General features: G+C 53.3%; 32 protein-coding genes and 1 other annotated feature. Of the genes, 29 read left to right on the top strand and 3 right to left on the bottom strand.

The features are described from left to right. Positions 1-89 precede the first annotated feature (89 nt). Positions 90-1,673, bottom strand: coding sequence for a phosphoglycerate dehydrogenase (gene serA / locus KQX66_RS09630; protein ID WP_216792242.1), 1,584 nt, complete (start codon positions 1,671-1,673; stop codon positions 90-92). A gap of 73 nt (positions 1,674-1,746) precedes the next feature. Beyond that, positions 1,747-1,988 (bottom strand) — a binding site (T-box leader). A 161-nt stretch (positions 1,989-2,149) separates the two neighbouring features. On the opposite strand from serA, the gene KQX66_RS09625 reads away from it, so the two are divergent. After that, on the top strand, positions 2,150-2,470 hold the full coding sequence (locus tag KQX66_RS09625) for a rhodanese-like domain-containing protein (protein ID WP_216792241.1): 321 nt from the start codon (positions 2,150-2,152) through the stop codon (positions 2,468-2,470). Between the two features lie 63 nt (positions 2,471-2,533). On the opposite strand, the gene KQX66_RS09620 is transcribed toward KQX66_RS09625, so the two are convergent. After that, complete coding sequence (locus KQX66_RS09620) at positions 2,534-3,448, bottom strand: hypothetical protein (RefSeq protein WP_216792240.1); 915 nt, start codon at positions 3,446-3,448, stop codon at positions 2,534-2,536. Positions 3,449-3,516: 68 nt separating this feature from the next. On the opposite strand from KQX66_RS09620, the gene KQX66_RS09615 reads away from it, so the two are divergent. Further along, complete coding sequence (locus KQX66_RS09615; protein ID WP_216792239.1) at positions 3,517-4,113, top strand: CPBP family intramembrane glutamic endopeptidase; 597 nt, start codon at positions 3,517-3,519, stop codon at positions 4,111-4,113. Further along, the gene (locus tag KQX66_RS09610; RefSeq protein WP_216792238.1) at positions 4,110-4,340 is read left to right on the top strand and encodes a hypothetical protein; all 231 of its coding nucleotides are present in this window, start codon (positions 4,110-4,112) and stop codon (positions 4,338-4,340) included. The genes KQX66_RS09615 and KQX66_RS09610 overlap by 4 nt, the downstream gene beginning before the upstream one ends. Here the strand turns inward: KQX66_RS09610 and KQX66_RS09605 are convergent. Beyond that, positions 4,330-5,220, bottom strand: a complete 891-nt coding sequence (locus KQX66_RS09605; protein WP_216792237.1) for a polysaccharide deacetylase family protein — start codon at positions 5,218-5,220, stop codon at positions 4,330-4,332. The two genes, KQX66_RS09610 and KQX66_RS09605, sit on opposite strands and share 11 nt — an antisense overlap. Positions 5,221-5,340: 120 nt before the next feature. On the opposite strand from KQX66_RS09605, the gene KQX66_RS09600 reads away from it, so the two are divergent. The 26 genes from KQX66_RS09600 to KQX66_RS09475 all read left to right on the top strand — a co-directional run bounded on the left by KQX66_RS09600 (position 5,341) and on the right by KQX66_RS09475 (position 25,827). Further along, complete coding sequence (locus KQX66_RS09600) at positions 5,341-5,682, top strand: hypothetical protein (RefSeq protein WP_216792236.1); 342 nt, start codon at positions 5,341-5,343, stop codon at positions 5,680-5,682. Between the two features lie 292 nt (positions 5,683-5,974). Continuing rightward, positions 5,975-6,574 carry a genetic competence negative regulator gene (locus tag KQX66_RS09595; protein WP_216792235.1) on the top strand — a complete coding sequence of 200 codons (600 nt, stop codon included), beginning with the start codon at positions 5,975-5,977 and terminating at the stop codon, positions 6,572-6,574. 90 nt (positions 6,575-6,664) lie between these two features. Beyond that, a complete protein-coding gene (locus KQX66_RS09590) occupies positions 6,665-8,170 on the top strand; it encodes a DnaB-like helicase C-terminal domain-containing protein (RefSeq protein ID WP_216792234.1) in 1,506 nt (501 codons plus the stop codon). A gap of 201 nt (positions 8,171-8,371) precedes the next feature. Further along, positions 8,372-9,064 carry a glutamic-type intramembrane protease PrsW gene (gene prsW / locus KQX66_RS09585; protein ID WP_216792233.1) on the top strand — a complete coding sequence of 231 codons (693 nt, stop codon included), beginning with the start codon at positions 8,372-8,374 and terminating at the stop codon, positions 9,062-9,064. 53 nt (positions 9,065-9,117) lie between these two features. Further along, a complete protein-coding gene (locus KQX66_RS09580; protein WP_167336428.1) occupies positions 9,118-9,282 on the top strand; it encodes a hypothetical protein in 165 nt (54 codons plus the stop codon). Between the two features lie 140 nt (positions 9,283-9,422). Continuing rightward, positions 9,423-10,784 (top strand): germination protein YpeB, encoded by a 1,362-nt coding sequence (ypeB, locus tag KQX66_RS09575; RefSeq protein WP_216792232.1) that lies wholly within the window; start codon positions 9,423-9,425, stop codon positions 10,782-10,784. A 356-nt stretch (positions 10,785-11,140) separates the two neighbouring features. Then, positions 11,141-11,794, top strand: coding sequence for a flagellar brake protein (locus KQX66_RS09570; RefSeq protein WP_216792231.1), 654 nt, complete (start codon positions 11,141-11,143; stop codon positions 11,792-11,794). A 66-nt stretch (positions 11,795-11,860) separates the two neighbouring features. After that, positions 11,861-12,094 carry a hypothetical protein gene (locus tag KQX66_RS09565; RefSeq protein WP_216792230.1) on the top strand — a complete coding sequence of 78 codons (234 nt, stop codon included), beginning with the start codon at positions 11,861-11,863 and terminating at the stop codon, positions 12,092-12,094. A 121-nt stretch (positions 12,095-12,215) separates the two neighbouring features. Then, positions 12,216-12,896 carry a (d)CMP kinase gene (gene cmk / locus KQX66_RS09560; protein ID WP_216792229.1) on the top strand — a complete coding sequence of 227 codons (681 nt, stop codon included), beginning with the start codon at positions 12,216-12,218 and terminating at the stop codon, positions 12,894-12,896. Between the two features lies 1 nt (position 12,897). After that, entirely contained in the window at positions 12,898-13,479 is a 582-nt protein-coding gene (locus tag KQX66_RS09555) for a lysophospholipid acyltransferase family protein (protein ID WP_216792228.1), read from the top strand. 91 nt (positions 13,480-13,570) lie between these two features. After that, positions 13,571-14,788 (top strand): 30S ribosomal protein S1, encoded by a 1,218-nt coding sequence (gene rpsA / locus KQX66_RS09550; protein WP_216792227.1) that lies wholly within the window; start codon positions 13,571-13,573, stop codon positions 14,786-14,788. A gap of 51 nt (positions 14,789-14,839) precedes the next feature. Continuing rightward, on the top strand, positions 14,840-15,895 hold the full coding sequence (fni, locus tag KQX66_RS09545) for a type 2 isopentenyl-diphosphate Delta-isomerase (RefSeq protein WP_216792500.1): 1,056 nt from the start codon (positions 14,840-14,842) through the stop codon (positions 15,893-15,895). 72 nt (positions 15,896-15,967) lie between these two features. Beyond that, entirely contained in the window at positions 15,968-16,606 is a 639-nt protein-coding gene (locus tag KQX66_RS09540; protein WP_438804185.1) for a YphA family membrane protein, read from the top strand. Between the two features lie 43 nt (positions 16,607-16,649). Continuing rightward, positions 16,650-17,564 carry a YIEGIA family protein gene (locus KQX66_RS09535; RefSeq protein ID WP_216792499.1) on the top strand — a complete coding sequence of 305 codons (915 nt, stop codon included), beginning with the start codon at positions 16,650-16,652 and terminating at the stop codon, positions 17,562-17,564. A 5-nt stretch (positions 17,565-17,569) separates the two neighbouring features. Continuing rightward, positions 17,570-17,752, top strand: coding sequence for a capping complex subunit for YIEGIA (locus KQX66_RS09530; protein ID WP_216792225.1), 183 nt, complete (start codon positions 17,570-17,572; stop codon positions 17,750-17,752). Positions 17,753-17,929: 177 nt separating this feature from the next. Next, entirely contained in the window at positions 17,930-19,252 is a 1,323-nt protein-coding gene (gene der, locus KQX66_RS09525; protein ID WP_216792224.1) for a ribosome biogenesis GTPase Der, read from the top strand. A gap of 12 nt (positions 19,253-19,264) precedes the next feature. Beyond that, positions 19,265-19,864: a glycerol-3-phosphate 1-O-acyltransferase PlsY gene (gene plsY, locus KQX66_RS09520; RefSeq protein WP_216792223.1), complete on the top strand. Its 600-nt coding sequence runs from the start codon at positions 19,265-19,267 to the stop codon at positions 19,862-19,864. Positions 19,865-19,888: 24 nt separating this feature from the next. Beyond that, entirely contained in the window at positions 19,889-20,938 is a 1,050-nt protein-coding gene (locus KQX66_RS09515) for an NAD(P)H-dependent glycerol-3-phosphate dehydrogenase (RefSeq protein ID WP_216792222.1), read from the top strand. A gap of 82 nt (positions 20,939-21,020) precedes the next feature. Further along, positions 21,021-21,299, top strand: a complete 279-nt coding sequence (locus KQX66_RS09510) for a stage VI sporulation protein F (RefSeq protein ID WP_216792221.1) — start codon at positions 21,021-21,023, stop codon at positions 21,297-21,299. A gap of 113 nt (positions 21,300-21,412) precedes the next feature. Continuing rightward, positions 21,413-21,592, top strand: a complete 180-nt coding sequence (locus KQX66_RS09505) for a DUF2768 family protein (protein WP_216792220.1) — start codon at positions 21,413-21,415, stop codon at positions 21,590-21,592. Positions 21,593-21,607: 15 nt separating this feature from the next. Continuing rightward, positions 21,608-21,901: a 2Fe-2S iron-sulfur cluster-binding protein gene (locus KQX66_RS09500; RefSeq protein ID WP_216792219.1), complete on the top strand. Its 294-nt coding sequence runs from the start codon at positions 21,608-21,610 to the stop codon at positions 21,899-21,901. A gap of 27 nt (positions 21,902-21,928) precedes the next feature. After that, entirely contained in the window at positions 21,929-22,543 is a 615-nt protein-coding gene (locus tag KQX66_RS09495; RefSeq protein WP_216792218.1) for a nucleotidyltransferase family protein, read from the top strand. 17 nt (positions 22,544-22,560) lie between these two features. After that, on the top strand, positions 22,561-22,902 hold the full coding sequence (locus tag KQX66_RS09490) for a 2Fe-2S iron-sulfur cluster-binding protein (protein WP_216792217.1): 342 nt from the start codon (positions 22,561-22,563) through the stop codon (positions 22,900-22,902). Then, positions 22,902-23,627, top strand: coding sequence for a YphF family lipoprotein (locus KQX66_RS09485; RefSeq protein ID WP_216792216.1), 726 nt, complete (start codon positions 22,902-22,904; stop codon positions 23,625-23,627). Before KQX66_RS09490 ends, KQX66_RS09485 begins: the two co-directional genes overlap by 1 nt. A 254-nt stretch (positions 23,628-23,881) precedes the next feature. After that, complete coding sequence (spoIVA, locus tag KQX66_RS09480; RefSeq protein WP_054977384.1) at positions 23,882-25,360, top strand: stage IV sporulation protein A; 1,479 nt, start codon at positions 23,882-23,884, stop codon at positions 25,358-25,360. A 194-nt stretch (positions 25,361-25,554) separates the two neighbouring features. After that, positions 25,555-25,827, top strand: a complete 273-nt coding sequence (locus tag KQX66_RS09475) for a non-specific DNA-binding protein Hbs (RefSeq protein ID WP_010494971.1) — start codon at positions 25,555-25,557, stop codon at positions 25,825-25,827. Positions 25,828-25,885 lie beyond the last annotated feature (58 nt).

The raw sequence follows: 25,885 nt of genomic DNA, 5'->3' as shown, positions 1-25,885 counted from the left end.
ATTCGTCATCGGAGGCTTCTTTCTTTTTGTAGAACGAACGTCTTTTTTCTTGTTGTTCGTGAAACAATCGTAGAACGTTCGATATTCGATTAGAGCGTCAGCTCGCGAGCATTGGTCAATTCCGGAAGCTGGATGAGACGGTCGAGCACTTCCTTCGGCGTTTCTTTATCGGTGGTCAGAACCATGATGGCCGAGCCGCCGACCACTTTACGTCCGACCTGCATCGTCGCGATATTGACGCCGTTGTCGCCAAGCAGCGTTCCGACTTTACCGATGATGCCCGGCTTATCGTTATGCGAGATCAGAAGCAGATGGCCGGATGGCGCGATATCGACAGGATATTGGTCGATTTGAACGATCCGCTCGCCATAGCCGGAAAGCAGGGTGCCGGCAAGCACGCGCTCTTCTTGCTTCGTTTTCAGCGTAACGGAAACGAGGTTTGTAAAGCTCTTCGCCGTGGACGATTTTTGAACGACGACATTGAGTCCGCGCGTTTTGGCCAGATGCATCGCATTGACGATATTCACGCCTTCCAATTGGTTGGCGAGAATGCCTTTGACGATGTAGCGGGTGAGCGGCGTCGTATCGACGTCGGTCAAATCGCCGGAATAGTTGACCACGATTTCGCTGACCGGTCCGTCGATCGTCTGACCGAGGAAGACCCCGAGCTTCTCGCCGAGATTGAAATAAGGCTGCAGCGCATTGAGCACGTTAGCGGGTACCGGCGGCATGTTGACGGCGTTCTTAAACGGCTGGTCGCGCAGAATGTGAAGCACTTCCTCGGATACGTCGATCGCGACGTTCTCCTGCGCTTCGACCGTCGATGCGCCAAGGTGCGGCGTGACGACAATTTTCGGATGGTTCAGGAACGGGTGATCGGCAGCCGGTGGTTCCTTCTCGAACACGTCGAACGCTGCTCCGGCGACGATACCGGCATCGATCGCTTCGACAAGCGCCATTTCGTCGATAATGCCGCCGCGTGCACAGTTGATGATGCGCGCGCCTTTTTTCATCAGCTCAAATTGCGGCTTGCTGATCATATGACGGGTTTCGTTGGTCAGCGGCGTATGAACCGTAATGAAGTCCGCTGCGGCACAAATTTCGTTCACGGTGCCGAGCTTTACGCCGAGCTTTTCCGCACGCTCTTCGGTCAGGAAAGGGTCATAGCCAAGCACTTCCATCCCGAACGCTTTCGCCCGTTTGGCAACCTCGCTGCCGATTCGGCCCATGCCGAGCACGCCGAGCACCTTGTTGCGAAGCTCCACGCCGACGAACGTTTTGCGGTCCCATTCGCCGCCGACCGTTTTCTTGTACGCTTGCGGAATCATACGGGCGACGGACATCATCATCGCAAAAGTCAGTTCGCAGGTGGCGATCGTATTGCCGTCCGGCGCATTGATGACGACGATGCCGCGCTTCGTCGCCGCTTCCAGATCGATATTGTCGACGCCGACACCGGCGCGTCCGACAACTTTCAATTTGCTGCCGGCGCCCATAATGCGTTCAGTTACCTTCGTGGCGCTGCGCACCAATAAAGCGTCATAGTCCGCAATAATCGCCACAAGTTCGTCTTCGGACAATCCGTTCTTTTTTTCGACCTCAACATCCGGTGCGTCATACAACAGTTGAATCCCCATGTCGCTGATTCCATCCATCACTAGCACTTTGTACATTTTTCCAAGACCTCCATGAAGTTAATTACGAAAAAAACACAAAAAACTCCCCGCCCCGACACGACTAGCGTATACAAGGGACGAGGAGCTGATTCTCGTGGTACCACCCTACTTCGCTGTGCGCTCGCGCGCTACAGCCTCATGAGGTCTGCTATGAACAGACCGGGAAAAATAACGGTTTCCAGCCGGCTGCGCCTACTGTAATGTTCGGCACAACAACTCAGGAGTGCTCCGCATATCGAATTCGTCCGGTTCGCACCGACCACCGGCTCTCTGATCGATTCGGGTTATGCTTGGCTCCGTCAAAGTTTGTTGCAGGTGAAATTTTTCATTAGCGTAACATGACTATTTCGACATTGTCAATAGGCTGCCCGCCGATTTGCAAATCCGAAATATTTGTGAAAAATAAATTCGCCGTGCTAAAATAAACCGTGCAGCCCGCATGAAATTATCGTACATAGAAAGGGGCATTTATCATGTTCGAAAGTATAGAGCCCGAAGCGTTTCGGGCAAAAGCGGACAACGGAGAGCTGGGGGATGCGCTGATGCTCGACGTCCGGGAACCTTACGAATGGGAGTATTATCATTGGGAACAAGCTCAACTGATGCCGATGAACAGCATACCGGGAAGGCTGGCCGAGCTTCCGAAGGACAGGAAGATTTATGTCGTATGCGCCCACGGCGTGCGAAGCGCCAACGTGTGCTACTATTTGAAACAGAATGGCTTCGACGATGTGATTAATGTCGAGGGCGGCATGGCTGCGCTCGCAGCGCTTCGCGGGTTCCAATACGATTAATAGGCGCAAAGCAAAAAGCCACGAGTACGGGAACCGGACATCGTGGCTTCGGAAGCCTACGTATTAATTGGCAGTGAAAAACGGAAGCTGCGGCAGCGTTTCCTTGCCGTAATATTTGTCTTTGTTATGTATAAAATCGCTTTTGCGTACGGCATCGGTAGCCATTAGCACATCGACGACTTGCCCCACGTCGTTCAAATTCATTTTTTGCGCTTGCCCGGATTGGATCATTTCGTCGATCCGGCTGGTCAAATCTTGCGGGGTGAACGGTTTAAAAAGCTTATTCCCGAGCATCAGCTGGGCGACGTATTCGTTTTTCATATTCAGGCTTTGGCTCTTCCAATCGTTCAGGGAGAGCGGCTTGGTCACATCGACAGGCTTAAATTGCGGGTTGATCGTAGCATACCATTTGTCGATCGATTCGTAGTAGCTTTTTTCAGCCTTGAGCGCAAACGTCTTCGCTTCGCCGAGATAAGGATCCGCTTGAAGCTGCGCGATCAGCTCGGCCGCCGGAATGCCGTTTGCCTTGGCTGAATAGCTTTTCAGGCCCTCGCCGAACAGTTTTAAGCTTTTCATGTAATCCTTGTGCGCTTCCTGCAGCAGCGGAGAGGAGTCCGGCATCGATTTCGAACTGAGACTGTCGTAGTTTTCCTGCGCAAGCTTGCTCAAGTCCTTGAGAATCAAGGAAGCGTCGGCCGTACGATTCGTCTGCAGCTCGTCGGTTTTCTCAAACCACTTTTTATGAAATTCCCTGTATGGCTGATAAATGGTATGATAGAAAGACACCAAGTACTGCTGATGGTAGGCGGTAAAGCTCTTGGCCGCTTCATTTTGCTTGTTGAGCAGATCTTCGTATTTCAGCGAAGAACGGTCCTGTCCCATTTTTAAACCGAAGAAGAAGGCCCCCATAGCCACAACAAGCATGAAAATGAAGGTAACGGCGAATAAGTAGTCCGTTCGGGTAAGCCGTTTTTCCATGATCGAGCACCTCAAATTCTTGTTCTATGCAGATAGTATAGGTGAAATTGTCGAAAAAGGGAATCAGAATGAAAAAATTTGACTTTAAACGGATCAAGCTGCGAAAAATCAATCCGGACGAAATCGACGAGCGCTTTCTGCTCGTGAACTTGTATGTGACGCAGCTTCTCGTCTTCCTTGCAGCGGTCGTTCTGATGCTCTTTCAGAAGCCGGACCTGCGGACGATGTTTTCCCCGGGATCGGGCTATACGATCCTGCTATGGGGAGCGGGCTTTGCCGTCGCCGTTCTGCTCGTCGATCTGCTCGTTTCCAGATGGGTGCCTCCCGAAGTGACGGACGACGGGGGCATCAACGAAATGCTGTTTAAAAACAGGCCGCTTTGGCATATTGCACTCATCTCGCTCATTGTCGCATTTTGCGAAGAACTGCTGTTCCGCGGTACGATCCAAGCCTGGTGGGGACCGTACTGGACCAGCATCTTGTTCGCGGCCATTCATGTCCGCTATTTGCAGCACTGGCTGATGACGGGACTTGTCTTCAGCATCAGCTATGGGCTCGGCTGGATTTATATTCGGACCGGGTCGCTGTTAACACCGATTATCGCCCATTTCCTGATTGATTTCGTCATGGGCTGCATTCTTCGTTACAGGAGAGAAGAATCATGAACAACAAGTATCTGCAACCTCCGTACCGACCGAAGGAGGAGGCCGATCATCAACCCGAACCGGCGAAGGAAGAGGGACCCGACGATCATTATTTGCCTCCCCGCAAAACCGTGCATCCGACAGAGAAAGAAAAGTGGCTGCCTTATTTTTATCGGTCGTTGCTGTGGATTTTTGTACTCCTTGTTGCAGGTCTTTCCGTTTGGGGCTGGAAACTCGTCATGATGTAGTTTCAATTTCTTCCGGATCCACGAATCCGTAGCCTTTTTCCTCGAGTTGTGTCAAAAGTTTGTCCAACGCCTCCACGGTCCACGGCAATTCATGCATCAAAATATTGCTCCCCGGGTGAAGCTGACTCAGCACGTTGCTGATCACTTGCTCGGGGCTGTTTTTCTTCACCGTCATTTCCCAATCCTTCGATCCGTTGGACCAGGTCATGAACAGCAGCCCCTCTTCCTTGGCCTTGGCCCGAACGTCGTCGCTGCCGGAACCGAACGGCGGACGGAAGAAGACCGGCGCTTTGCCCGTCAACTCTTTGATCGCTTTTTGCACATCTCCGATTTGTTGGTTTACCTTTTCTTTGGCTTCCTTTTTCAAATCGATATGATCCCAGGAATGATTGCCGATCGTTTGACCGCTGGAGGCAAGCAGCTTGACGAGCTCAGGTTTTTGCTTGACACGGTAGCCGTTTAGGAAAAAGATGGCCTTCGCTTTATGCTTTTGCAGCGTTTCGAGCAGCGCTTTATTCATCTCAAGGTCCTTCGGACCGTCATCGAACGTCAGCAGAACGACTTTTTTGGGCGCCCCGTTCGGATCGATCGGCACGATATCGTAGGTTTTCGGATTCATCGTATAGCGCTTCGCGACTTGCTGCTCTTGTTTTTTGACGCTATCCGCGGGTGCAGATTCTTTGCCGTCCTTGGCAGAAGCCGGTGCAGGCTGATTCGAAGCGGAGGCACCCTCCGCGGCTTTCGGTTTCTCGCCACCCGAGATCGGCTGCGAAGCAGGCGGTTCCGTTTTGGCCGCGGTGTCGGGCGAAGCGTCCGGTTTGGAACCGCAGGAAGTCAGAAGCAGAAGCGCGGCCAGAATAGCAATCCATTGTTTAGACATGTGTAATCCCCTCGTTACGTTTGGTATGAATCTTTTGGCTTTCCTTATTTTATCATGCATGATTCATAGGATATAGCGAAAAATAGTAACGAATTAGAAAACAATACGGGAGGGATTGGCATGAGATGGGGTGTTTTTCTGCTTGGCGGGCTTGTCGGGGCGACCGCAGCGGTCGTACTAACGGGCAAAAGAAAACCGATGTTGTTCTCCGCAATGACGAATAGCGACGCCATTGGAGGTTTCCTGAACCAGGTCATGGATCGATCTGGCAAAAAAGAAAAGGTTTTGACGGATTCGGCCGAGCCGAACGGCGATTACGGCAAGAGCGCCGCCGACGTTGCGACTTCCGCCGCGGGCCTCGGCAAGGTTCAGGAGTTGATCAATCAGGATTCGGGGCTTAAGGCAGCGGTGAACGATATTTTGGCCAGCAACGGGGAAAAATCAGAAATTCGGGCGCATTAAGCGTCCGGTTTGCGCGTGAAGACACAACTCCGCCTCCTCCAAAGGGCGGCGTATGTGTCTTTTTGTATGAAAAAGGCATTTTTTCAGGCGAGAACCGTTCTTTTCTTCGCGGTTTGTGATATAATAGTCATAGCATGGCAAACAAGCTGTAACGTTTCCGAGGGGAAGGGCAGGAGGACGCAATTTCGAACGCGTTTTCGAATCCTTTATATAGGCGGAACGAACGCGGCTCACCTTTGTTTACCAAACTTCATAAGCTGTTTATTATTAGTCGGCAAGGGAGGAATCCAGTATGAAAATGGAGCGTTTAAGTCAAGACAAGATACGGATTTTCCTCACATTCGATGACTTAACGGAGCGCGGGATTCACAAGGATGACATGTGGAGAGAAATCCCCAAGGTTCACGAGCTGTTCAGCGAGATGATGGACCAAGCCTATACCGAGCTTGGCTTCGACGCAACCGGACCGCTTGCCGTGGAAGTCCTCGCCATGCCGGCGCAAGGGATGATGGTGATCGTCACACGCGGCCGAATGAATTTTAGCCAAGGCGACGATACGCTAGAGGACGAAATGGAAGAAGTGTACGAGCTTGAAGTGACGATGGATGAGACCGATGAAATCATTTATGCTTTCCATGATTTTGAGGACCTCCTTCGGCTTGCCAAAGTCATCAATCCGCTCCTGACGGACGGAGGAACGTTGTATTCCTATAAAAATAAATGGGTCCTGCTGCTGGATGCCGTCGATATGGAAGAAAAGCGGCTTCAATCGGTCGTGGCCGTCTTGTCCGAGTTCGGAGAAGCGACATCCGTCACGCAAGCGGTTCTGGAGGAATACGGCAAGGTCGTGATTGAATCCGATGCCGTGAAGGTGCTTTGTTCCAAGTTTTAATGAAAGCTTATTCAGCTTAAAGAATCGTAAGCATTCTCAAAAACAGCGTTGTTTTTGCGGAATGCTTTTTTTGCGGGGGGGAAGAACGTCATGAGCGAAGTTCAACACATTGGCGCAGCCAAGACCGCGTTTGATTTGGAGGAGCTTGTCACCCATTACCACAAACAGCTTCGGGAAGAAGCCTATGCTTATTTGGAGCGGCGGGGTATCCATCAGGAGACGGCGGAGCACTATCGAATCGGCTTTGAGCCGGGCAAGTTCGGGTTTTACATCAACTCGGACAAGCTGGGGGATTTCTTTGAGAACCGCATTATTATTCCGATTACGAACGCGGATGGAGTCACGGTCGATTTAGTCGGACGATCGGTCGACCAGCGCGAGCCGAAATATAAACTGCTGCTCGGAGAGGGCGATTATTTATTCAACGAGCAGATCCTGGAGCAGACGGAGGACGTCATCGTGTGCGGCGGGGTGTTCGACGTCCTCAGCTTGGCTCAGGCGCACCTGCCGGCGGTATGCGTGCCGATCTGGATGTCCTTTAAAGAAATCCATGCGGACAAGCTGCGGGACAAGCGGGTGTTCATCTGTCTGGGCAACGATGAAGCGGGGCGCCGCGAAAGCGTCAGAATCCAGGCGCTGCTGCAATCGACGGCCAAGCAAACGTTTATCATGCAGCTGCCCGAGTCGATCCGCGACGTCAACGATTTCTTCGTGCGGGTGCAAAATCCGCTGGATTCGTTCATGCGGCTGTTGAACGAAACGATGGAAGAGACGATGCTGCTTCCAATTGCTCCCGATACGAAAAATATTACCATATATACCGAAGAGTTCATGAAGCGGCATCGCGGCCAAGCGTCGGGCGTGCCGACCGGTTTCGCCGCACTGGACGAAGCGTTGTTCGGCGGGCTTCGGAGCGGGCTGTATTTGCTGGCCGGAGCCGCTTCTTCGGGCAAAACGATGCTCATGAAGCAAATGGCGGATCATATCGCCCTGCACCAGACCCCGGTCGTTTACGTATCCTGGGACATGACGGGATTCGAGCTCTGGGCGCGCAGCATAGCCAGACTCATCGGCACCGAACCGCAGAACGTGCTCAGCGGGAAGATGGAGCCGCGGCAAGTGGCCGAAGCCAATAAACGCTATATGCCCATCAGCAATATGCTTTGGACGATCGAATGCTCGCTCGATTCCACGATCGATCGCGTCATGACCAATGTCGAGCGGATTGCGGGGATGTCTGGCAGAACGCCCGTCGTATTCATCGACCATATTAACCGCATCCCGGCAGGCGGATTGCCCAATCCGCCCCGCACGTCCGCCGAACATCAGACAATAATCGCTTATATGCTCAAGCATTGGTCCAAGGAATGGGGAGGCCCGGTTATAGCGGCCGTTCCTTCGGATATCGGGGATGAGCGTCTGCCGGAAGGGGCGGAAGCGTCAGCCGACGTCATTATGCGGCTGAAGCCGGAGCCGGACGGAACGTCTTCTAACGGGATACGCTCAAGTCTGCAGCTTCTGAAACACCGAAATGGGACGCTGGCGACTATTCCGCTCCGGTTTTACGACCAGCAGGCGCGTTTTGCGGAAGAATGAAGCTTCTGATGCCGGGTGAGAGCGGAAGTGTATGCCAGATTCCAAGAAATGATGGAAAAAGCCATTCAAAATGTCTATAATATTCATAGATAAGAAATATCGACAAGCGCCTGCCCGTATCACGGTCGGCATCCGCAAAAATTGCGGGGGCCGGCCGTTGCTGCGGGCGGGTTTAACCTATTGTAACGGAGGGGAGACACTTTGAGCGTCTTAACTGTCCTGACGGCGGCTATCGCGCCGGGTGTCGCTCTGCTGGCCTATTTTTATTTAAAAGACCGATACGATACGGAGCCGATCTCTTTAGTAATCAGGCTGTTCTTGTTCGGCGTTTTGATCGTATTCCCCATCATGGTGCTGCAGCGGGCTCTGGTGCATGGGCTCGGTGAGGACCCGTTCGTTTTTTCGTTCCTCATCTCTTCGCTGCCTGAGGAATTTTTCAAGTGGTTTCTTGTTTATTTCATTACCTTCAAACATGCTTCGTTCGACGAACCGTACGACGGCATCGTGTACGCGGTAGCGGTGTCGCTCGGATTCGCCACGCTCGAAAACGTTTTTTATGCGTTTTTGAACGGCTCCAGCTTTTCGTCGCTTATGATTCGGGCGTTCCTGCCGGTGTCCGGTCACGCCATGTTCGGCGTCATGATGGGCTATCATCTCGGAAAAGCAAAGTTTACGCCGGAGCATACCCGCAAGCATCTGCTTTTGTCGTTGGCTCTGCCGGTATTTTGGCACGGGGTGTTCGACTATACGCTGCTCCTTAGCAAAGCGTATTGGATCTGGTTCATGGTGCCGCTGATGAGCTTCTTGTGGTTGCGCAGCCTGCGCAAAGTGAACCGGGCCAATGCCAAATCGCCGCTCCGGGTCGCCACGCGGGAGGATCAGGTTAAAATTTAGCCGGAATGACCATAATGGATATATAAAACCATAGGTCGTACCGGAGGGATATGATGAATGTCGTTAGTCCGCGGGTGAAAGTCGCCATCCGCTGCAAGCATTGCGGCGAGAAATTCATCTTGAAGGGCCGGAAAGAAAAGGAAAAGATCGATACCGGGTTCAAGCAGTGCATATGCAACAATGAAAAAGATTTCGATATTGAAACCCTTGATTTCTAGTCCGGGAAAGAGTCGGCCAAGCGCCGGCTTTTTCTTTTTATGAACGGCTGGATTGCGATCTCTGCGCTTCGTGAATAATCCGTCTCGCTTCAGGCGAAAACTAAGCCCAAGTTTTGCTGATGAAGGGAGATTTCTCGAACATGTACAAAAGACTGAGTATGGTCATGTTTCCGATTCTGTTGGTGGCGCTCATCGGCACCGGGGTCTGGGGCTACATGGAGCATCAAGAGAAAAACGCCGTCTTGATCAAGGCGGAAAACCATTATCAACGGGCGTTCCACGATTTGTCGTTTCACGTGGACAAGCTGCATACGGAGCTTGGCAATACGCTCGCGGTGAATTCGACATCCCAGGACGCCTATAAAAAAGGGCTGATCAACGTTTGGCGGATCACGAGCGAAGCGCAGAACGAAATCAGTCAGCTGCCGCTGACCATGCTGCCTTTTAACAAAACCGAGGAGTTTTTGGCTAATATTTCAAATTTTGCTTATCGGGCGGCAGTCCGGGACCTTTCCAAAAGTCCGCTGGACGGAAACGAAATGAAGACGCTCAATACGCTGCACGAGCGCGCGGCGGAAATTTCCAAAGAATTGCGCGGGGTTCAGAGCAAGGTCATCCAGAACAACTTGCGCTGGATGGATGTCGAGCTGGCGCTGGCTACGCAGAAGGAACCGCATGACAACGTCATCGTCGACGGGTTCACAACGGTGGATAAGAAGGTGCGCGAATATCCGGAAATCAACTGGAGCCCGGCGGTCATGAGCATGTATCAGAAGCGGGACATGCACATGCTTTCCGGCCCGGAGGTGAGTGCCGACGAAATTAAGCAAAAAGCCGCTCAGTTTCTGGGCATCCAGGACCCGTCCGGACTCCAGGTCGTAGAAAACGGTCCCGGGACCGAGTACCAGTCCTTTAGCGTAACGGCTCCCAAACAGGGCACGGCGGACGGCGCTCATATGGACTATTCCAAAAAAGGCGGCCAGCTTCTGTGGTTTGCGGCTTCCCGCAACGTCCCCGAGAAGAAGCTCGACTTACGGCAGGCGCGCGACATCGGGGCGCAGTTCCTGGATGAGCACGGCTACAAGAATATGACCGCGGTCAGCTACGACGAATACGGCAACATCGCCCATATGACGTATGCGGCGCGCACGAACAACGTGATCAATTACGTGGAAAAAATCGCGGTTCAGGTGGCGCTCGACAACGGGGAAGTGACGGGGCTGGAAGCGACCGACTATGTTTACGGCAAGAAGGACCGCCAGCTCAAAGCGCCGAAGCTGACGGCGGACGAAGCCCGTAAAACGCTAAATGCCGATTTTAAAGCGGATAGCGTCAATCAGGCGCTGATCAAGAACGACATTGACGAAGAGGTGCTCTGCTACCAGTTTATCGGCCGCGTCAACGGCGGATTGTACCGGATCTACGTTAACGCCGAGAGCGGCGCGCAAGAGAAAATCGACCGCTTGGGCGCGGAAGAAGCCGCCGCCGTCACCCCAACCTGATGGTTTATGTTTTTTAGTCCTCTCCCAAGCCCGATGCGTTCGGGCTTTTTTTGCATTTGTATTAGGATTGCGGGATGATGAGCCGAAGGCGAAATCGCGATTGGCGGCGAGTTTTTTGACCTGGTCCCAATTCCATAAAAAATTGTTCCATGGGACCGGGTCAAAACGTGTCTGAGCATTAGCCAATCGCGATTTCGCCGCAGGCCGCTCCACCGTTCATTCCGCCATTCCCTAACAATCCAAAGAAGCTTCGACAAAACTCCGAACGCCGCGCGCTCACCCCTTCCCATATTCGCTTCACGTGCTATAATAAAGCTTGGACTTATCGAAGTTTACACTCCGGGGAGGTGAGCCGATTGCTGCCGAAAGTAAACCAGACGCTTTTTATCCAAATCAATTCCATCGATGAAGAAGAGGCAAAGCAGGAATACAAATCCAGAATTGCGGACGTCTCGGATGCATATATCAGGATGGAAATACCCATGAACGACAAATCGGGGAAGCTGAAGCGTTTGTATCCGGGCGACGAGCTTTCCGTTTATTTTATAACCGAGGGCGGCGTCAAAAACTACTTCAACTCGTCCGTACTCGGATTTTCCGATGATGTGATCCGGCTTGTCCTGATCAAAAAACCGGACCCCGAATCGATCACGAAAGTGCAGCGCCGCAACTTTTTGCGTGTGCCGGCCATACTCGAAATCGCCGTGAAGTTCTCCGAGCAGCTGCAGTTCGTATCGCTGACCGACGATGTCGGGGGTGGAGGCATATCGTTTCTATGCGAAGGCTACGTGCCGGTAGAGTCCGGCCATACGGTCGAATGCTGGCTGCTGGTCCCGTTCAAGAACGGCCAGATCGAGCATGTGCCGTTCAAGAGCGAAATCGTGCGCGTCAAAGAGCTGGAGACGGGTAAAAAGCAGGTTATGATGCGATTTTCGGAGATCACGGACCGCGACCGCCAAAAAATTATCCGTTACTGCTTTGAGCGGCAGCTTGATTTCCGCAAAAGATAATACATAATAGCTTGGCACGACGGGCACACTATCCCCCAAATATTGGATGGGACGAGGTGGCCGCTGATGAATACAAAGAATCAAAATGAATCGGACGATAGGTACGAAGAATTATTTTTGCAGTTTGCCCAACGGATGGAACGATGGATTACCTGGGCATTGGCGGGATGCGCCATTGCTTTGGTCGCTTCCCAGTTGCTGCTTCTTAACCCGCGAATCCGCTATGTTTTAGTCAAGGTGGAGCAGTTGGAGGGACTTCCTTATTCGATGTCCCGGCTTCAGACCGCGGAAGGAAAATAATGGAGGGCGCGCGGGTTTTGCAATCCACGGTAAAACTATGGTATAATTTTCTTCGTTCGAGGCTTCGGCCTGTTTTTTTTTCAGGCTGCTCGTCCGCTTCATTTTGTAAGGAGGCCGCATCTTGGAAAAGTTTAACATCGCAATCGACGGTCCGGCGGGAGCGGGGAAAAGCACGATCGCTCGTCTGGTCGCCGGTGCGCTCGGCTTCGTTTATGTCGATACGGGAGCCATGTACCGAGCCGTGACCTGGAAGATTTTACGGGAAGGCCTTCAAGCGGAACAGATCTCGGACATGATTGCGCTCACAGGCCGTATGGACATTCGCTTAGTGCCGGGCAGCGATGGCCAAATGGTCTTTGTCGATGGCGAAGACGTGACGGGCATGATTCGCCTTGCGGAGGTGACCGGAAACGTCTCCAGAATTGCTTCCATCGCTGAAATTCGCAATATCCTTACCGCCAAACAGCAGGAAATGGCCCAAAGCAAAGGAATCGTCATGGACGGCCGGGATATCGGCAGTCATGTGTTGCCGGACGCTGAGGTCAAGGTGTTTTTGACCGCAAGCGTCAGTGTCCGCGCCCAGCGCCGGTTTAAAGAAATTTGCGATTCGCAGCCGGATATCACGCTTGAGCGATTGGAGCGCGATATAGCGGAGCGGGACCGGATGGACGAGCAGCGAGAGGCATCGCCGCTTGTAAAAGCGCCGGATGCCGTGCTGCTGGATACGACCGATATGACGATACCGCAAGTGGTGGATCGCATTTTGGAGCTTTGCAAGCTCCAGGTCGGTGGGGGGCAATAGCATGTTGTACGTCTTTTTTCGAGGGATTTTTCGCGTCTTGTTCCGCACCGTGTTTTTTTTGCGGGCGGAAGGGCTTGAGAACATTCCCGCCGAAGGCGCCGTCGTTCTGTGCGGCAACCACACCAGCAACTGGGACCCGCCGCTGATGGGCTCTCCGCTGAAGCGAAAGGTGCACTACATGGCCAAGGCCGAGCTGTTCGACGTTCCTGTTTTAGGGTACATTTTGCCGAGAATAGCAGCATTTCCCGTCAAACGCGGGGGTGTCAGCAAAGAATCGATCCGCTTGTCGCTGCAACTGCTTAAAGACGGCGAGGTTATGGGCATTTTCCCGGAAGGGACGCGCAGCAACGCGGGAGGCATGGGTAAAAAGGGAGCGGCCAGCCTGGCATTGAAGTCCGGGGCTGTGGTCATTCCGGCAGCCATTATCGGCAATTATAAGCCGTTTCGGCAAATGAAGGTCGTGTATGGTCCGCCAGTCGATTTGAGCGAATTTGAGAACAGCGGTTCGGAAGGCTTGGAACAGGCGACCGACAAAATCATGAGCACGATCCGAAGCATGGTCAAGCAGCACGAATCGAAATGATAAATTGTGGCATACTTAAGAAAATGATGAAGTAAATTTTTTATCCAAATACATTACACGTTGTCAGGTTGTTTAAGGAGGGTAATTGGACATGTCAGAAGAAACAAAATTCGATCAAGAAGTTCAATCCGCAGAGGTATCTCAGGAAGAGTCCATGGCGAATGTCAGCATCATCAAAAAAGGCGACATCGTTACCGGCAAAGTCATTAAAGTGGATGCGGATCAAGCGGTTGTCGACGTAGGCTACAAATACGATGGCATCGTGCCAGTGCGCGAGCTTTCGTCCGTCCAACTGGACAATGCGGAAGAGATCGTACAAGTCGGTCAAGACATCGAGCTGAAAGTTGTTACCATCGATGACAATAAGGAAAAGCTTGTGCTTTCCAAGCGCGCCATCGACAGCGAGAAATCGTGGGAGAAGCTTGCAGCCGACATGGAAAACAAAACGATCCTCGAAGCGAAAGTCGCCGAAGTGGTTAAAGGCGGTCTTGTCGTTGACGTAGGTCTGCGCGGATTCGTTCCGGCTTCCATGGTTGAGCGCACGTTCGTCGAAGATTTCAGCGATTACAAAGGCCGCACGCTGCGTCTGCGCGTGAAAGAAATGGACCGCGAGAAAAACAAAGTCATTCTTTCTCAAAAAGACGTGCTGGATGAAGAGTTCGAAGCGCAAAAGCAAGAAACGATTTCCAAACTGTCGGTCGGTCAAGAGCTGACGGGTACGGTTCAACGTTTGACGCAATTCGGCGCATTTGTCGATATCGGCGGCGTAGACGGACTCGTTCATATCTCCGAGATGGCTTGGCATCATGTCGAGCACGCGTCCGAAGTCGTGAAGGAAGGCGACCAAGTCCGCGTTCAAGTTCTGAAATTGGATCCGGCCAACGAGCGTATCTCCTTGAGCATCAAAGCAACGCAGCCAGGACCTTGGGAATCCGTTAAGAACAAGATCAATATCGGGGATATCGTCACCGGTACCGTTAAACGGCTCGTGCAATTCGGCGCGTTCATCGAAGTGGCTCCCGGGGTTGAGGGATTGGTTCATATTTCCCAAATCGCACACCGCCACATCGCAACGCCGTTCGAAGTGCTGAAGGAAGGTCAAGAGGTTCAAGTGAAAGTGTTGGATATGAACCCAGGCGAGAAGCGCATTTCGCTCAGCATCAAAGAAACGGAAGAAGCGCCTGCCCGCGAGCCGAGACCGGAAAGAGAGCGCGCGCCGAAACGGGAATCCGTTTCCCACGAAGAGCTTCAAGGTCTGAACCTGACGCTCGGAGAGCGTTTTGGCGACAAGCTGAGCAAATTCAAGTAAACCGCTGTCTATAGACGAAAAGAGGTATCAGGGGTGCGCATACCGCGAAAAATGGAGCATGTTCATCATGCACTCCGGCTTGGACAAAGCGGCGAGCAGGGCTTCCGCGACATTAAGCTGGTCCATAATTGTCTCCCCGGTATTTCTTCGGAATCCATAGCATTGTATACCCGAATCGGCGAACTCTTATTGAGCTCGCCGATTGTTATTAATGCGATGACCGGAGGAGCCCGCGAGACCGAAGAAATTAACCGGGAGCTTGCCGTTGCCGCTCGAGAGACAGGACTTGCCATGGCGGTAGGCTCGCAGATGGCCGCCATCAAAAACCCGGAGACGGCTGAAAGCTACCGTATCGTAAGAAAGATAAACCCGAGCGGCATCATATTTGGCAATCTTGGCAGCGAAGCGACGCTGGAGCAAGCGCTAAGAGCGGTGGATATGCTGCAGGCCGACGGGCTTCAAATCCACCTGAATGTGATGCAGGAGCTGATCATGCCCGAAGGGGACAGAGATTTCCTGGGAATGCTGGAGCGGATCCGGACGATCGTCGAACGGGCGGGCGTTCCCGTTATCGTCAAGGAGGTCGGCTTCGGCATGGTGCGAGAGAGTGCCGAGAAGTTGATCGGCTGTGGGGTCGGTTGTATCGATGTCGGCGGATCGGGAGGCACCAATTTCGCCGCAATCGAGAATGCCCGGCGTGATCTGCCGATGGATTGGTTGAACGATTGGGGCTGCAAGACCAGCATCGCGCTGATGGAAGTATTGGAGGCTAAGCATCGTTTGGACCGGCAGGACGTGGCAGTCGTCGCGACAGGCGGCATTACAGGCGCGCTTGAGATTTGCAAAGCTTTAACGCTTGGAGCCTCCGCGGTCGGTATGGCCGGAGCCATGCTGCGAGTGCTGCGAACATCGGGGACCGAAGCGCTGATCGAACAAATCACGTCATGGCATCAAGAGCTCCGGCTGCTCATGACGGCGTTGGGCGCATCCCGGATTGAAGCTCTGCACGAGCTTCCGATCGTTATTACATCGGAAACGGCAGAGTGGTGCTCGGTTCGGGGAATTGATATCTCCACCTATGCAAGGCGATCGGGCTACGCTAAGTAATTGACTAAAACTAAATAAAGAAAGCCATACTAAGGAAAAAGAGGAACAAGCTTTTTCTGCGGGTGAGAGCGAATGAATGCGGGTTACGTGTCCTTATTGCTAATCGTCGTTGCGCTGATTTTGTTCGCCAGTGGCTGGAAGAACGTCATATTAAGAGGTATTACTCCTACGAGTCTACTTCTTTTTTTTATGCTTTGGATATTGTTTATGCGGTGGAGCACGGATTGGGGCGGGATTCGGGTGTATGGCTGCACGTTGCTGCTGCTGGCTGTTTCGCTCTGGGTCATGGTTCGCACGCCGAGTTTTTTGTATCGGTTCCATTTACTTTCCATCGCCCTGCTGCTCGGTTCCGTTTATTTCTTCATGAGAGAGACGCTTCATCTGATGCCCGCGGTCATCTGGTTCAGCCCGGAATGGACCGTTGCCGCAAGCGTCGGTTTTTTGGCAGCGGCTCTGCTGCTGTGGCCGCTACTGCAGATCGCGGGGCTGTCGCTCGGACTGCTGATCGGCGACGTTATGTCAGCCTGCGCGCACCGGGAACAGATGGCGATGACGCTCGGGCAAACGGAATTTCAGGATGTATGGTGGCTGACGGCCTTTGCGGCCCGAGGCTGTTCTCTGCTGATGGAAGGGATGGTCGCGGGGACGAAGCTGGCTTTTAAGCGCGTGCGGCAAAGGGTGAGGTCGGGCAGAGAGCCGGAGAACGATTGACTGGCAGAAGCTGTTGCCCAAAAAGGAAGGAGACGTGATCGACGTGTGGGCTTGGCTGGTGGAACAAAAATATACCGTAGGAATCATACTGGGCGTCGTGTTCGGTGTGCTGGCCCGGCTGACGATGCTGCGGACCGATTACCGGCAATATCCGACTTATCCTCACGGCAAAATCATTCATCTTTCCTTGGGCGTCATCGCGGCAGGGCTTGGATCGGTTGCCGTCCCTTCACTGCTGGATAAGAACTATACGGCCATGACGTTTCTGGCTATGGCGGCGCAGCAGTTCCGGGATGTCCGCAATATGGAGCGCCAGACGCTGAGCAAGATCGACAGCCTGGAGCTGGTGCCGCGGGGAGCGACCTATATCGAAGGGATTGCAATGGTGTTCGAAGGACGCAACTATCTTGTCATTTTTACCGCGTTTGCCACGGCGTTCTTCGGTATCGTGTTCCCCTGGTATTGGGGGATTGTGGCCGGCATTGCGGCTATTCTGATTACCAATATGTTCAAGACGGGCAAAACCTTGTCCCGCATTGCAAATGTAAACATCGGCCAAGTGCGGCTCGACGGACCGAATCTGTTCGTTGACGACATCTATATCATGAACGTCGGATTAAGCGATACGCAAAACGTCATCCGGAAGAATGCCATTGGCATCGTGCTTGCGCCCAAAAACAAAAATGCAAGGGTCACCTTGGCTAACCCGGGACAGCGGCAGGCGCTGCTGCATGACGTGTCAACGATCATGGGCGTCCATCGCGACGAAGGCGAACCGGCGCTCATTCCGTTGGCCAAGCTGAATATGGATGACGGTCGGCTGGCGGTGCTGCTGCTTCCGCAGGAGCAGGATCCGGAGAAAGCCCGGCAAGTCGCGATGAACTCGCCGGTGCTGGAAAGCGCAGTGCGCATGCCGAGTGAAGCGCATGTGCAAACCGGCGGAAAAGCGGGAGGATAACGCCTATGGGACAAATTATGGCGGTGGTGGCGACGGAAGCAAACCGGCAAACGGTGGCCGGCGGAGCTCCCATCTTTATTGCAGACGATGCCAATCATCAGCAGAAAGTAGCCTTCAAGCTGGAAAAAATTTTGGATGCGGCGGCCCACGATTTGGAGAACGGGATCGTTATTTTAGTAAAGCATTAGCGGTTGGAAGGTTGCCCACTAACGTTTCGTTCATTTACTTGTGAATTCGATTTTGATATAATATCAGAGCTTGCAAGCCTTGAAAACAGGCTTGTCTTTGTACATAACGCCCCTCGGCCGAACGGCGGAGGGAGACATGAAGCAACATTGCGGTAGTCGAAGAAGGGAATGAAGTGCATGGCAAGACCAATCATAGCGATTGTCGGCCGTCCGAACGTGGGCAAATCTACGGTATTTAACCGTATTATCGGCGATAAGCTGGCTATTGTGGAAGATAAACCGGGGGTAACCCGGGACCGGCTGTACGGCAGGGGAGAGTGGCTGGACACCGAGTTCAGTGTCATCGACACCGGCGGGATTGAGATCGACGGGGAAGACCAGATCATGAAGTCCGTACGCGTTCAAGCGGAGCTTGCCATCGAGGAAGCGGACGTCATTGTGTTTATGGTGGATGCCAAAGCGGGCATTACGCCGGCGGACAGCGAAGTCGCGGAAATGCTGTTCCGGGCGAAAAAGCCGGTTATCGTTGCCGTCAACAAAGTCGACAATCTGAAGCGGATGGACGATATTTACGAGTTTTACAGCCTCGGCTTCGGCGATGTCGTCGGCATCTCCGGCTCTCATGGTACGGGAATCGGAGACTTGCTTGACGAGGTGATCAAGCATTTTCCGGACACGACCGAGGAAGAGTACGGTGAGGATGTGATCAAGGTCGCATTGATCGGCCGTCCGAACGTCGGAAAATCGTCGCTCGTCAACGCGATCCTGGGGGAAGAGCGTGTCATCGTCAGCAACGTCGCCGGAACGACGCGCGATGCGATCGATACGCCTTTTGAGAAGGACGGCCAAAAGTACGTCATCATCGATACGGCGGGGATGCGCAAGCGCGGCAAAGTATACGAGACGACGGAGAAGTACAGCGTCATGCGCGCTATGAAGGCGATCGAGCGGGCGGACGTCGTATTGGTTGTCATCGACGGCGAGGAAGGTATTATCGAGCAGGATAAGCACGTTGCCGGATATGCGCACGAGGCGGGCAAAGCGGCGATCTTCGTCGTGAACAAATGGGACATTGTGGAAAAAGACGACAAAACGATGCATCAATTCACGCAAAAAATCCGCGACCATTTTTTGTTTATGACCTATGCTCCCGTCGTTTTTTTGTCGGCCAAGACGAAGCAGCGGCTGCATAAGCTGTTCCCGGTCGTGACCAACGTGGCCGAGCAGCATGCGGCGCGCGTGGCGACGCACGTGCTGAACGACGTCGTGTCCGACGCCGTGGCCATCAACCCGCCGCCGACGGATAAAGGGAAACGGCTGCGCATCAATTACGCGACGCAGGTGGCGGTTAAGCCTCCGACCATCATCTTCTTCGTCAACGATCCGGAGCTGATGCATTTCTCCTATCAGAGATATTTGGAAAACAAAATTCGCGGCGCGTTCGGTTTCGAGGGGACGCCTCTACGCATGTTCACGCGTCGCAAATCGGACGACGAATAGGAGAGAACCGCGGTGACTAACTTGCTCTCACTTTTGATCGGTTATTTGCTCGGCTCGATCAGCTTTAGTTATTTGGCAGGCAAAGTGCTGAAAGGCATCGATATACGTGAACACGGAAGCGGGAACGCGGGGGCTACGAATACGCTGCGGGTGCTCGGCAAAGGGCCGGGCATCGCAGTGCTTCTCCTGGATGTATTGAAGGGTGTGGCGGCCGTCTGGGTCGGCACATGGCTGAGCGGGGGCGATCCGCTGTTTGAAGTGCTTGCGGGGATCAGCGTCATCGTCGGACACAATTGGCCCGTCTTTTTCGGATTTCGGGGAGGCAAAGGCATTGCTACGACGATCGGAGTGATGGCGACACTTGCCTTTTTGCCTGCGCTTATCGCCGGGATTGTTGCTATTGTTTCTATTGCTATTACGCGTTACGTTTCTCTGGGATCTCTATTGTTTACCGCACTTTTGCCGATCTTAATATGGTTTATGGTCGATTCCCGGGAGATTTTCGCGCTCAGCCTGCTTCTCTTCGTATTCGCTTGGGTCAAGCACCGGAGCAATATCGTGAAGCTGTTAAAAGGACAAGAGAACAAGCTTGGTGCCAAAAAACAAGTTTGACGAAATAGACGGAGGTGTTCGTTCATGCCGGTTTCCGGTAAAACCGCCGTGCTGGTAGCGGGAAGTTGGGGAACGGCCATTGCCTCGGTGCTGGCGGATAACGGCCGCGACGTGCTGTTGTGGTCGCGCAACCGCGATCAGGTACGGGAAATTAACGAGGAGCACCGCAACAGCCGGTTTCTGCCCGAGGTTTTGTTATCTCTGCGGATTCGGGCGACCGATTCGATGGAGGAAGCCGTAAAAGAGGCGGAAGCCGTCGTGGTTGTAGCGCCGTCCTCGGCCATGCGGGATATCGCCGGTCAGCTTAAACCGCATTTAAGCCCGGATTCGCTTCTGGTACACGCAACCAAAGGATTCGAAGCCGGCAGCTTAAAGCGCATGAGCGAAGTGCTGGCGGAAGAGCTGCCGTCGTATGATTCGAACCGGCTGGTCGTTCTGTCCGGACCAAGCCATGCGGAAGAGGTTATCCGGCAATGCCCGACAACGGTTGTCGTGGCTTCGCTGGACAAAGAAGCCGCCGAGCAGGCGCAGGATCTGTTGATCAACTCCTATTTTCGCGTATATACGAACCCCGATGTCATTGGTGTCGAGGTTGGCGGCGCGCTCAAAAATATTATCGCGCTCGGAGCAGGTCTTAGCGACGGGCTGGATTTCGGAGATAATGCCAAGGCTGCTCTGCTTACCCGGGGACTGGCCGAAATCGCCAGACTTGGGACAGCGATGGGGGCGAGTCCGTTGACGTTCGCGGGATTGGCCGGAATCGGGGATTTGGTGGTGACGTGCACGAGCAGGCACAGCCGCAACTGGCGGGCCGGGTCGATGCTGGCGCAGGGACATTCGCTGGAAGAAGTGCTTCAGCGGATGGGAATGGTTGTAGAAGGCGTCAAAACGACGCAGGCCGCCTATCAGTTGTCCCTCCGTTATGAGATTTCCATGCCGATTACGGAACAGCTGTACCACGTCCTGTTTAACGGGAAAAACCCGAAAACGGCCGTAGAGCATTTGATGGGACGGGGGCCCCGCCACGAAACCGAAGAAATCGCCGACGATTCTCAAAACGGTTGGCTTCGTTAAGGAAAACGCCTATACCGACGGCAACTTTTCCACATATACTACCTCAGGCTTTATTGCATAACCAGTCTGAGGAGGGACAACGATGGCAGATAAAAACATGCCGAAAGACGTGCTCAATGTGGTTAAGAAAAAAACCGGCAAAAACGTTTCCGAGAAAGATATATACAAGCTTGCGAGCGGGGTAAAGCCGTCCACGCTGCAGAGCGATACGCAGCTGCGGCAGCTGATTAAGCAAGTTGCGGGCCTTGTGAAAGTTCCCGTTTCGGATCAAACGACAAACGAGCTGATCCAGGCCATCAAAAGCAGCAAAGTGGGCACGGACAATTTGGAACAGCTCATGAAGATGATCATGAAGAAGTAAGGTGACATTTTTAACAGTTTTATGGCATGAGCCGCCGGTCAAGCGCGCTTATGCTTTTTTTATGTTATGATGGAGTCAATTACGTTACCATGCTAGGGGTTGGAAAATTTATTATGTCGCCGTTGGACAAAATGTGGGCATCTTTTATTGCGATCGGTCTCATGGTTCTCGCTTCACTGCTGATTACGTTTGCGAGAAATAGAACGACGGGCATTGTCCGGTTTGTGCTGTCGCTGGTCGCGTTTTTGATGTTTATCCCGATCTTTATTTATATGGTCGTATCCCTATTATAAGGAGTTTGGCTGGTCATGATAACTTTAAAAGGACGCAGAGTAACGAAAACAGTCGAACCGGTGACCGGGTTCACGATCTTGGATTTGGCGCTGAAGGCTGAAGTGGATTGGGGCTTCTCCTGCATGCGCGGCACCTGCTCCCGTTGCCGCTGTCAAGTAAGCGAGGGCATGGAGCACTTGAACGCTCCGACGGAAGAGGAGCTGGACAATTTGGAGCCGGACGAGCTGGAGCAAGGCTTTCGGTTAGGCTGTCAGGCGAAAGTAAAAAGCGAGGGCGCCATCGCGGTTGCGCATAAGCCTTATTTTTGACCATTTTGCTTAGCATAGGATGATAAGATGAATACTCAACAACTTGGCACGGTGCCGGAACCGCTTAAGGAGATTTTTTCCAAGCTTGACGTACATACACGGGGAGCTGACTCCATTTGGCTCGTCGGCGGCAGTACCGGACTGCTGCTGCAAGGCGTACAGCTTAATGCGCTACCCCGGGACTTGGATTTATACGCTGACCGGCGCGCTGCGGAGGATTTGCATATGGCGCTCCGACGGTACGCGACGGACGATCAGACGGAGAGTGAAACGCCCATCTATCGGTCGATTCTCAGCCATTATGAGATGAACGGCGTCAAGGTGGAGCTGGTCGGTGCTTTCGAGGTGCGGGCGATGGACAGCGAATATTGCGTGGAAGCCGAGTACTTGGCACGGAAGCATGCGCTTGCTGTTCCGTATGGCGAAGGAAAGACTGTCCGGCTAATGCCGCTGGCCCACGAGCTGGTGTTTAACGTGCTGAGGGACCGCCCGGACCGTTATGAAGCGATTGCAAGGGTGTGCCGGGCCCGGGAGCCGGAGCGTCACAGTCGGGCTCTCGATGATTTGATGGTCCGCAACCGCTTCAGCGGGGACCTCGCCGACAGGCTGCGTACGCTGCTCGACCCGAAAGCGAATAGTTAACCGGAAGGAGGGCGCGTATGGCTGCGAAAGTCACTTTTTTACCCGATAACAAAACGTTTGAAGCAAGACCCGGCACGACGCTTCTGGACGCGGCACGGCGCGCCCGCGTGCATATCCGTACCCGGTGCGGGGGCAAGGCGGCTTGTCTGATGTGCAAGGTTCGCGTGACGGAGAATGCCGGTACGGGGCTGGCTGAGCCGAACCGCAACGAGGAGCTGAAGCTTGGCGGCTTGCAGCAGGACGGATATCGTCTTGCCTGTCAGGCGAAAATCACCGGGCCTGTTACCGTGCTCGTGCCGGAGGATCCGTTAAAGAGCGCTATACGAAAGCAGTTGGAAAAGCAGGAGGAGGAATGGTGATGAAGCGTTGGCTGCAGGCGGCGTCTTTGCTGCTGGTCTGCACGCTGCTCGGCGGCTGCATGTATCCGAAGGAGATGCGCAAAGAGAACCAGATCGCGAGCGGCGAGTATGTGATCGTCGTTCAGAACGCGGTCGATCAATATAAGGCGAAAACCGGCGTGCTGCCAATCAAAAACTTCGAGGCGACCACGCCGCTGTATGAGCAAAATCCGATCGATTTCAAAAAGCTGAAAGGGCGTTACCTTAGCGAAGTGCCAGCCAATGCGTTCGAGAACGGCGGGACGGCGACCTACGTTCTGATCGATGCGGAGACGAAGCCGACGGTCAAGATGATGGATTTGCCTTCGTTCCAGCAGACGGTCGAACTGCAGCAGGAGGTGGACCGTTACAAATCGAAGACGGGCACGCTGCCGACGGGAGAAGCGGTCGCTCCCGGCTTTTTCGCGATCGATTACGCCAAGCTGAACCGGAAGCCTCTGGAAGTGACCAGCATGTATACACGCTCGGTAAAGCTTCCGTTCCTGATGAGCGAATCGGGGCAAGTCGCCATCGATTATGCGCCTGAAATAATGCGGCTTATCGATAAGAAACAGCTTCAAAGCAAGCTTGATGCTAAGCAGGATTTGCGCGCACTGCTCGTTCAGGAATCGTATTTCATCCCTGCGCGCTCGTTTGCTTACATGTGGAAAGACAATAAGCCGGTTCCCGTTCCGGAATCGTTCTAATCTAGCCTCTATCAACCTTCTTTCCAAGGTGATAGAGGTTTTTTTCTTGCCATAGCTAGAATAATCGTAGAATCTCCTACATATATTTGTCAGGGATGAAGTTAAGGACGCAAGCGGCGAACACGGTAAAGCCGGATTTCCGGCGAAAATTATTTCTGCGCCTGTCATCATATTTTGAACCGCCGTACATATATTTGTACTAGTCCAAAGCGTGTACGAGTTTCGTCTTAAACAACCTGTAGGAGGGATTCTCATTGGAAAAAGTGGATATCTTTAAGGACATTGCAGAGCGTACTGGCGGGGATATTTACCTGGGGGTCGTTGGAGCGGTCCGTACGGGAAAATCAACGTTCATCAAGCGCTTTATGGAGTCGATCGTGCTGCCGAACATCCAGAATGAAGCCGACCGGATTCGGGCAACCGACGAATTGCCGCAAAGCGCCGCCGGACGGACGATTATGACGACGGAGCCGAAATTCGTACCGAACAATGCCGTGCAGCTGCATGTTGCTGAAGGACTGAATGTCAACGTTCGACTGGTCGACTGCGTCGGGTATGTTGTCGAAGGCGCCAAAGGATATGAGGATGAGAACGGCCCGAGGATGATCAATACGCCGTGGTTCGATGAAGCGATTCCGTTCCAGGAAGCCGCGGAAATCGGCACGCGCAAGGTGATTCAAGAGCATGCGACGCTTGGTGTCGTCATTACGACGGATGGGTCGATCGCCGAAATTCCGCGCGCCTCCTACGTCGATGCGGAAGAACGCATCATTAACGAACTGAAAGAAGTCGGAAAGCCGTTCATCGTCATCGTGAACTCCACCCGCCCGCAGAGCGATGCCGTGATTGAGCTGCGCAACGAGCTGCAGGCGAAGCACGACGTGCCGGTCGTGGCGATGAGCGTTGCCAATATGAGCGAGGACGACATGATGTCCGTGCTTCGCGAAGTGCTGTACGAATTCCCGGTTCACGAGGTCAATGTGAATCTGCCCAGCTGGGTCATGGTGCTGGAGGAAAACCACTGGCTCCGCTCCAGCTTCGAGAACTCCGTTCGCGAGACGGTACAGGACATCCGCAGGCTCCGTGACGTGGATCGGGTCGTCAGTCACTTTGAGGAATACGAATTTATCGATAAAGCGGCGCTGGCCGGAATGAACATGGGGCAAGGCGTTGCGGAAATCGATCTGTACGCGCCCGATGAGCTGTATGACCGCATTCTTATGGAGGTCGTCGGCGTGGAAATCCGCGGCAAGGATCACCTGCTGCAGCTCATGCAGGATTTTACGCATGCCAAGCGGGAGTACGATCACTTCGCCGAAGCGCTCGAAATGGTCAAGACGACCGGCTACGGAATTGCTCCGCCGACGCTCGCGGAGATGGCGCTCGACGAACCGGAGCTCATCCGGCAAGGTTCCCGCTTCGGCGTCCGGCTTAAGGCGACGGCACCGTCGATTCATATGATCCGTGTCGACGTGGAGTCGGAATTCTCGCCGATTATCGGGACAGAGAAGCAAAGCGAGGAGCTCGTTCGCTACCTGATGCAGGATTTCGAGGACAACCCGCTCAAAATCTGGGAATCCGATATTTTCGGACGGTCGCTGCACTCGATCGTGCGCGAAGGCATTCAAGGCAAGCTGGCCATGATGCCGGACAACGCGCGCTACAAACTTCAGGAAACGCTTGGACGGATTATAAACGAAGGCTCCGGCGGCCTCATTGCGATCATTTTGTGAGATGCTTCTCATTTTTCGTGAAAAATGCACTCCGAAGGGTGCATTTTTTGTGTTTGCACTTGAAAATGGTTAACGCGTGTATTACTATAATGTTGTTTCTTTCACCTTTGCATCGTTCCGAATGTATATTTTTCAGCGAAACGGTTAACAAAGAAAGTAACAGGACTCGTTTGTTTCGGGGGGAGGTGAATCGCATGAATAAATCCGATTTGATCAATAAGGTAGCGGAATCCACGGAGCTTTCCAAAAAGGACGCAACCAAAGCGGTTGAAGCTGTATTCGAAGCTATTTCCGAGGCGCTTCAAAGCGGAGATAAGGTACAATTGGTCGGATTCGGCAACTTCGAAGTTCGTGAGCGTTCCGCCCGCAAAGGTCGCAACCCGCAAACCGGCGAAGAAATCGAAATTCCTTCCAGCAAAATCCCGGCCTTCAGACCTGGCAAAGCGCTGAGAGACGGAATCCAGTAAGCTCTTGTGGCTTTAGGCTTTCTACATAATGCGAGCCGGTGCCGGCTCGAAAAGGCGC

It is taken from the genome of Paenibacillus oleatilyticus, assembly GCF_018998565.1.
Taxonomy (GTDB): domain Bacteria; phylum Bacillota; class Bacilli; order Paenibacillales; family NBRC-103111; genus Paenibacillus_G; species Paenibacillus_G oleatilyticus.
This window is presented reverse-complemented; position numbering and strand designations above follow the sequence as displayed.

Bases quoted from the DNA above. Each gene is read 5' to 3' on its own strand.
- KQX66_RS09530 (WP_216792225.1), top strand. From the start codon at position 17,570: ATGGGACAAATTATGGCGGTGGTGGCGACGGAAGCAAACCGGCAAACG.
- KQX66_RS09615 (WP_216792239.1), top strand. From the start codon at position 3,517: ATGAAAAAATTTGACTTTAAACGGATCAAGCTGCGAAAAATCAATCCG.
- KQX66_RS09595 (WP_216792235.1), top strand. From the start codon at position 5,975: ATGAAAATGGAGCGTTTAAGTCAAGACAAGATACGGATTTTCCTCACA.
- KQX66_RS09580 (WP_167336428.1), top strand. From the start codon at position 9,118: ATGAATGTCGTTAGTCCGCGGGTGAAAGTCGCCATCCGCTGCAAGCAT.
- KQX66_RS09600 (WP_216792236.1), top strand. From the start codon at position 5,341: ATGAGATGGGGTGTTTTTCTGCTTGGCGGGCTTGTCGGGGCGACCGCA.
- KQX66_RS09610 (WP_216792238.1), top strand. From the start codon at position 4,110: ATGAACAACAAGTATCTGCAACCTCCGTACCGACCGAAGGAGGAGGCC.
- KQX66_RS09475 (WP_010494971.1), top strand. From the start codon at position 25,555: ATGAATAAATCCGATTTGATCAATAAGGTAGCGGAATCCACGGAGCTT.
- KQX66_RS09500 (WP_216792219.1), top strand. From the start codon at position 21,608: ATGATAACTTTAAAAGGACGCAGAGTAACGAAAACAGTCGAACCGGTG.
- rpsA (WP_216792227.1), top strand. From the start codon at position 13,571: ATGTCAGAAGAAACAAAATTCGATCAAGAAGTTCAATCCGCAGAGGTA.
- KQX66_RS09510 (WP_216792221.1), top strand. From the start codon at position 21,021: ATGGCAGATAAAAACATGCCGAAAGACGTGCTCAATGTGGTTAAGAAA.
- KQX66_RS09555 (WP_216792228.1), top strand. From the start codon at position 12,898: ATGTTGTACGTCTTTTTTCGAGGGATTTTTCGCGTCTTGTTCCGCACC.
- KQX66_RS09590 (WP_216792234.1), top strand. From the start codon at position 6,665: ATGAGCGAAGTTCAACACATTGGCGCAGCCAAGACCGCGTTTGATTTG.
- der (WP_216792224.1), top strand. From the start codon at position 17,930: ATGGCAAGACCAATCATAGCGATTGTCGGCCGTCCGAACGTGGGCAAA.
- ypeB (WP_216792232.1), top strand. From the start codon at position 9,423: ATGTACAAAAGACTGAGTATGGTCATGTTTCCGATTCTGTTGGTGGCG.
- KQX66_RS09485 (WP_216792216.1), top strand. From the start codon at position 22,902: ATGAAGCGTTGGCTGCAGGCGGCGTCTTTGCTGCTGGTCTGCACGCTG.
- KQX66_RS09565 (WP_216792230.1), top strand. From the start codon at position 11,861: ATGAATACAAAGAATCAAAATGAATCGGACGATAGGTACGAAGAATTA.
- KQX66_RS09515 (WP_216792222.1), top strand. From the start codon at position 19,889: ATGCCGGTTTCCGGTAAAACCGCCGTGCTGGTAGCGGGAAGTTGGGGA.
- KQX66_RS09605 (WP_216792237.1), bottom strand. From the start codon at position 5,220: ATGTCTAAACAATGGATTGCTATTCTGGCCGCGCTTCTGCTTCTGACT.
- KQX66_RS09505 (WP_216792220.1), top strand. From the start codon at position 21,413: ATGTCGCCGTTGGACAAAATGTGGGCATCTTTTATTGCGATCGGTCTC.
- serA (WP_216792242.1), bottom strand. From the start codon at position 1,673: ATGTACAAAGTGCTAGTGATGGATGGAATCAGCGACATGGGGATTCAA.
- KQX66_RS09540 (WP_438804185.1), top strand. From the start codon at position 15,968: ATGAATGCGGGTTACGTGTCCTTATTGCTAATCGTCGTTGCGCTGATT.
- fni (WP_216792500.1), top strand. From the start codon at position 14,840: ATGGAGCATGTTCATCATGCACTCCGGCTTGGACAAAGCGGCGAGCAG.
- KQX66_RS09620 (WP_216792240.1), bottom strand. From the start codon at position 3,448: ATGGAAAAACGGCTTACCCGAACGGACTACTTATTCGCCGTTACCTTC.
- KQX66_RS09495 (WP_216792218.1), top strand. From the start codon at position 21,929: ATGAATACTCAACAACTTGGCACGGTGCCGGAACCGCTTAAGGAGATT.
- KQX66_RS09490 (WP_216792217.1), top strand. From the start codon at position 22,561: ATGGCTGCGAAAGTCACTTTTTTACCCGATAACAAAACGTTTGAAGCA.
- KQX66_RS09625 (WP_216792241.1), top strand. From the start codon at position 2,150: ATGTTCGAAAGTATAGAGCCCGAAGCGTTTCGGGCAAAAGCGGACAAC.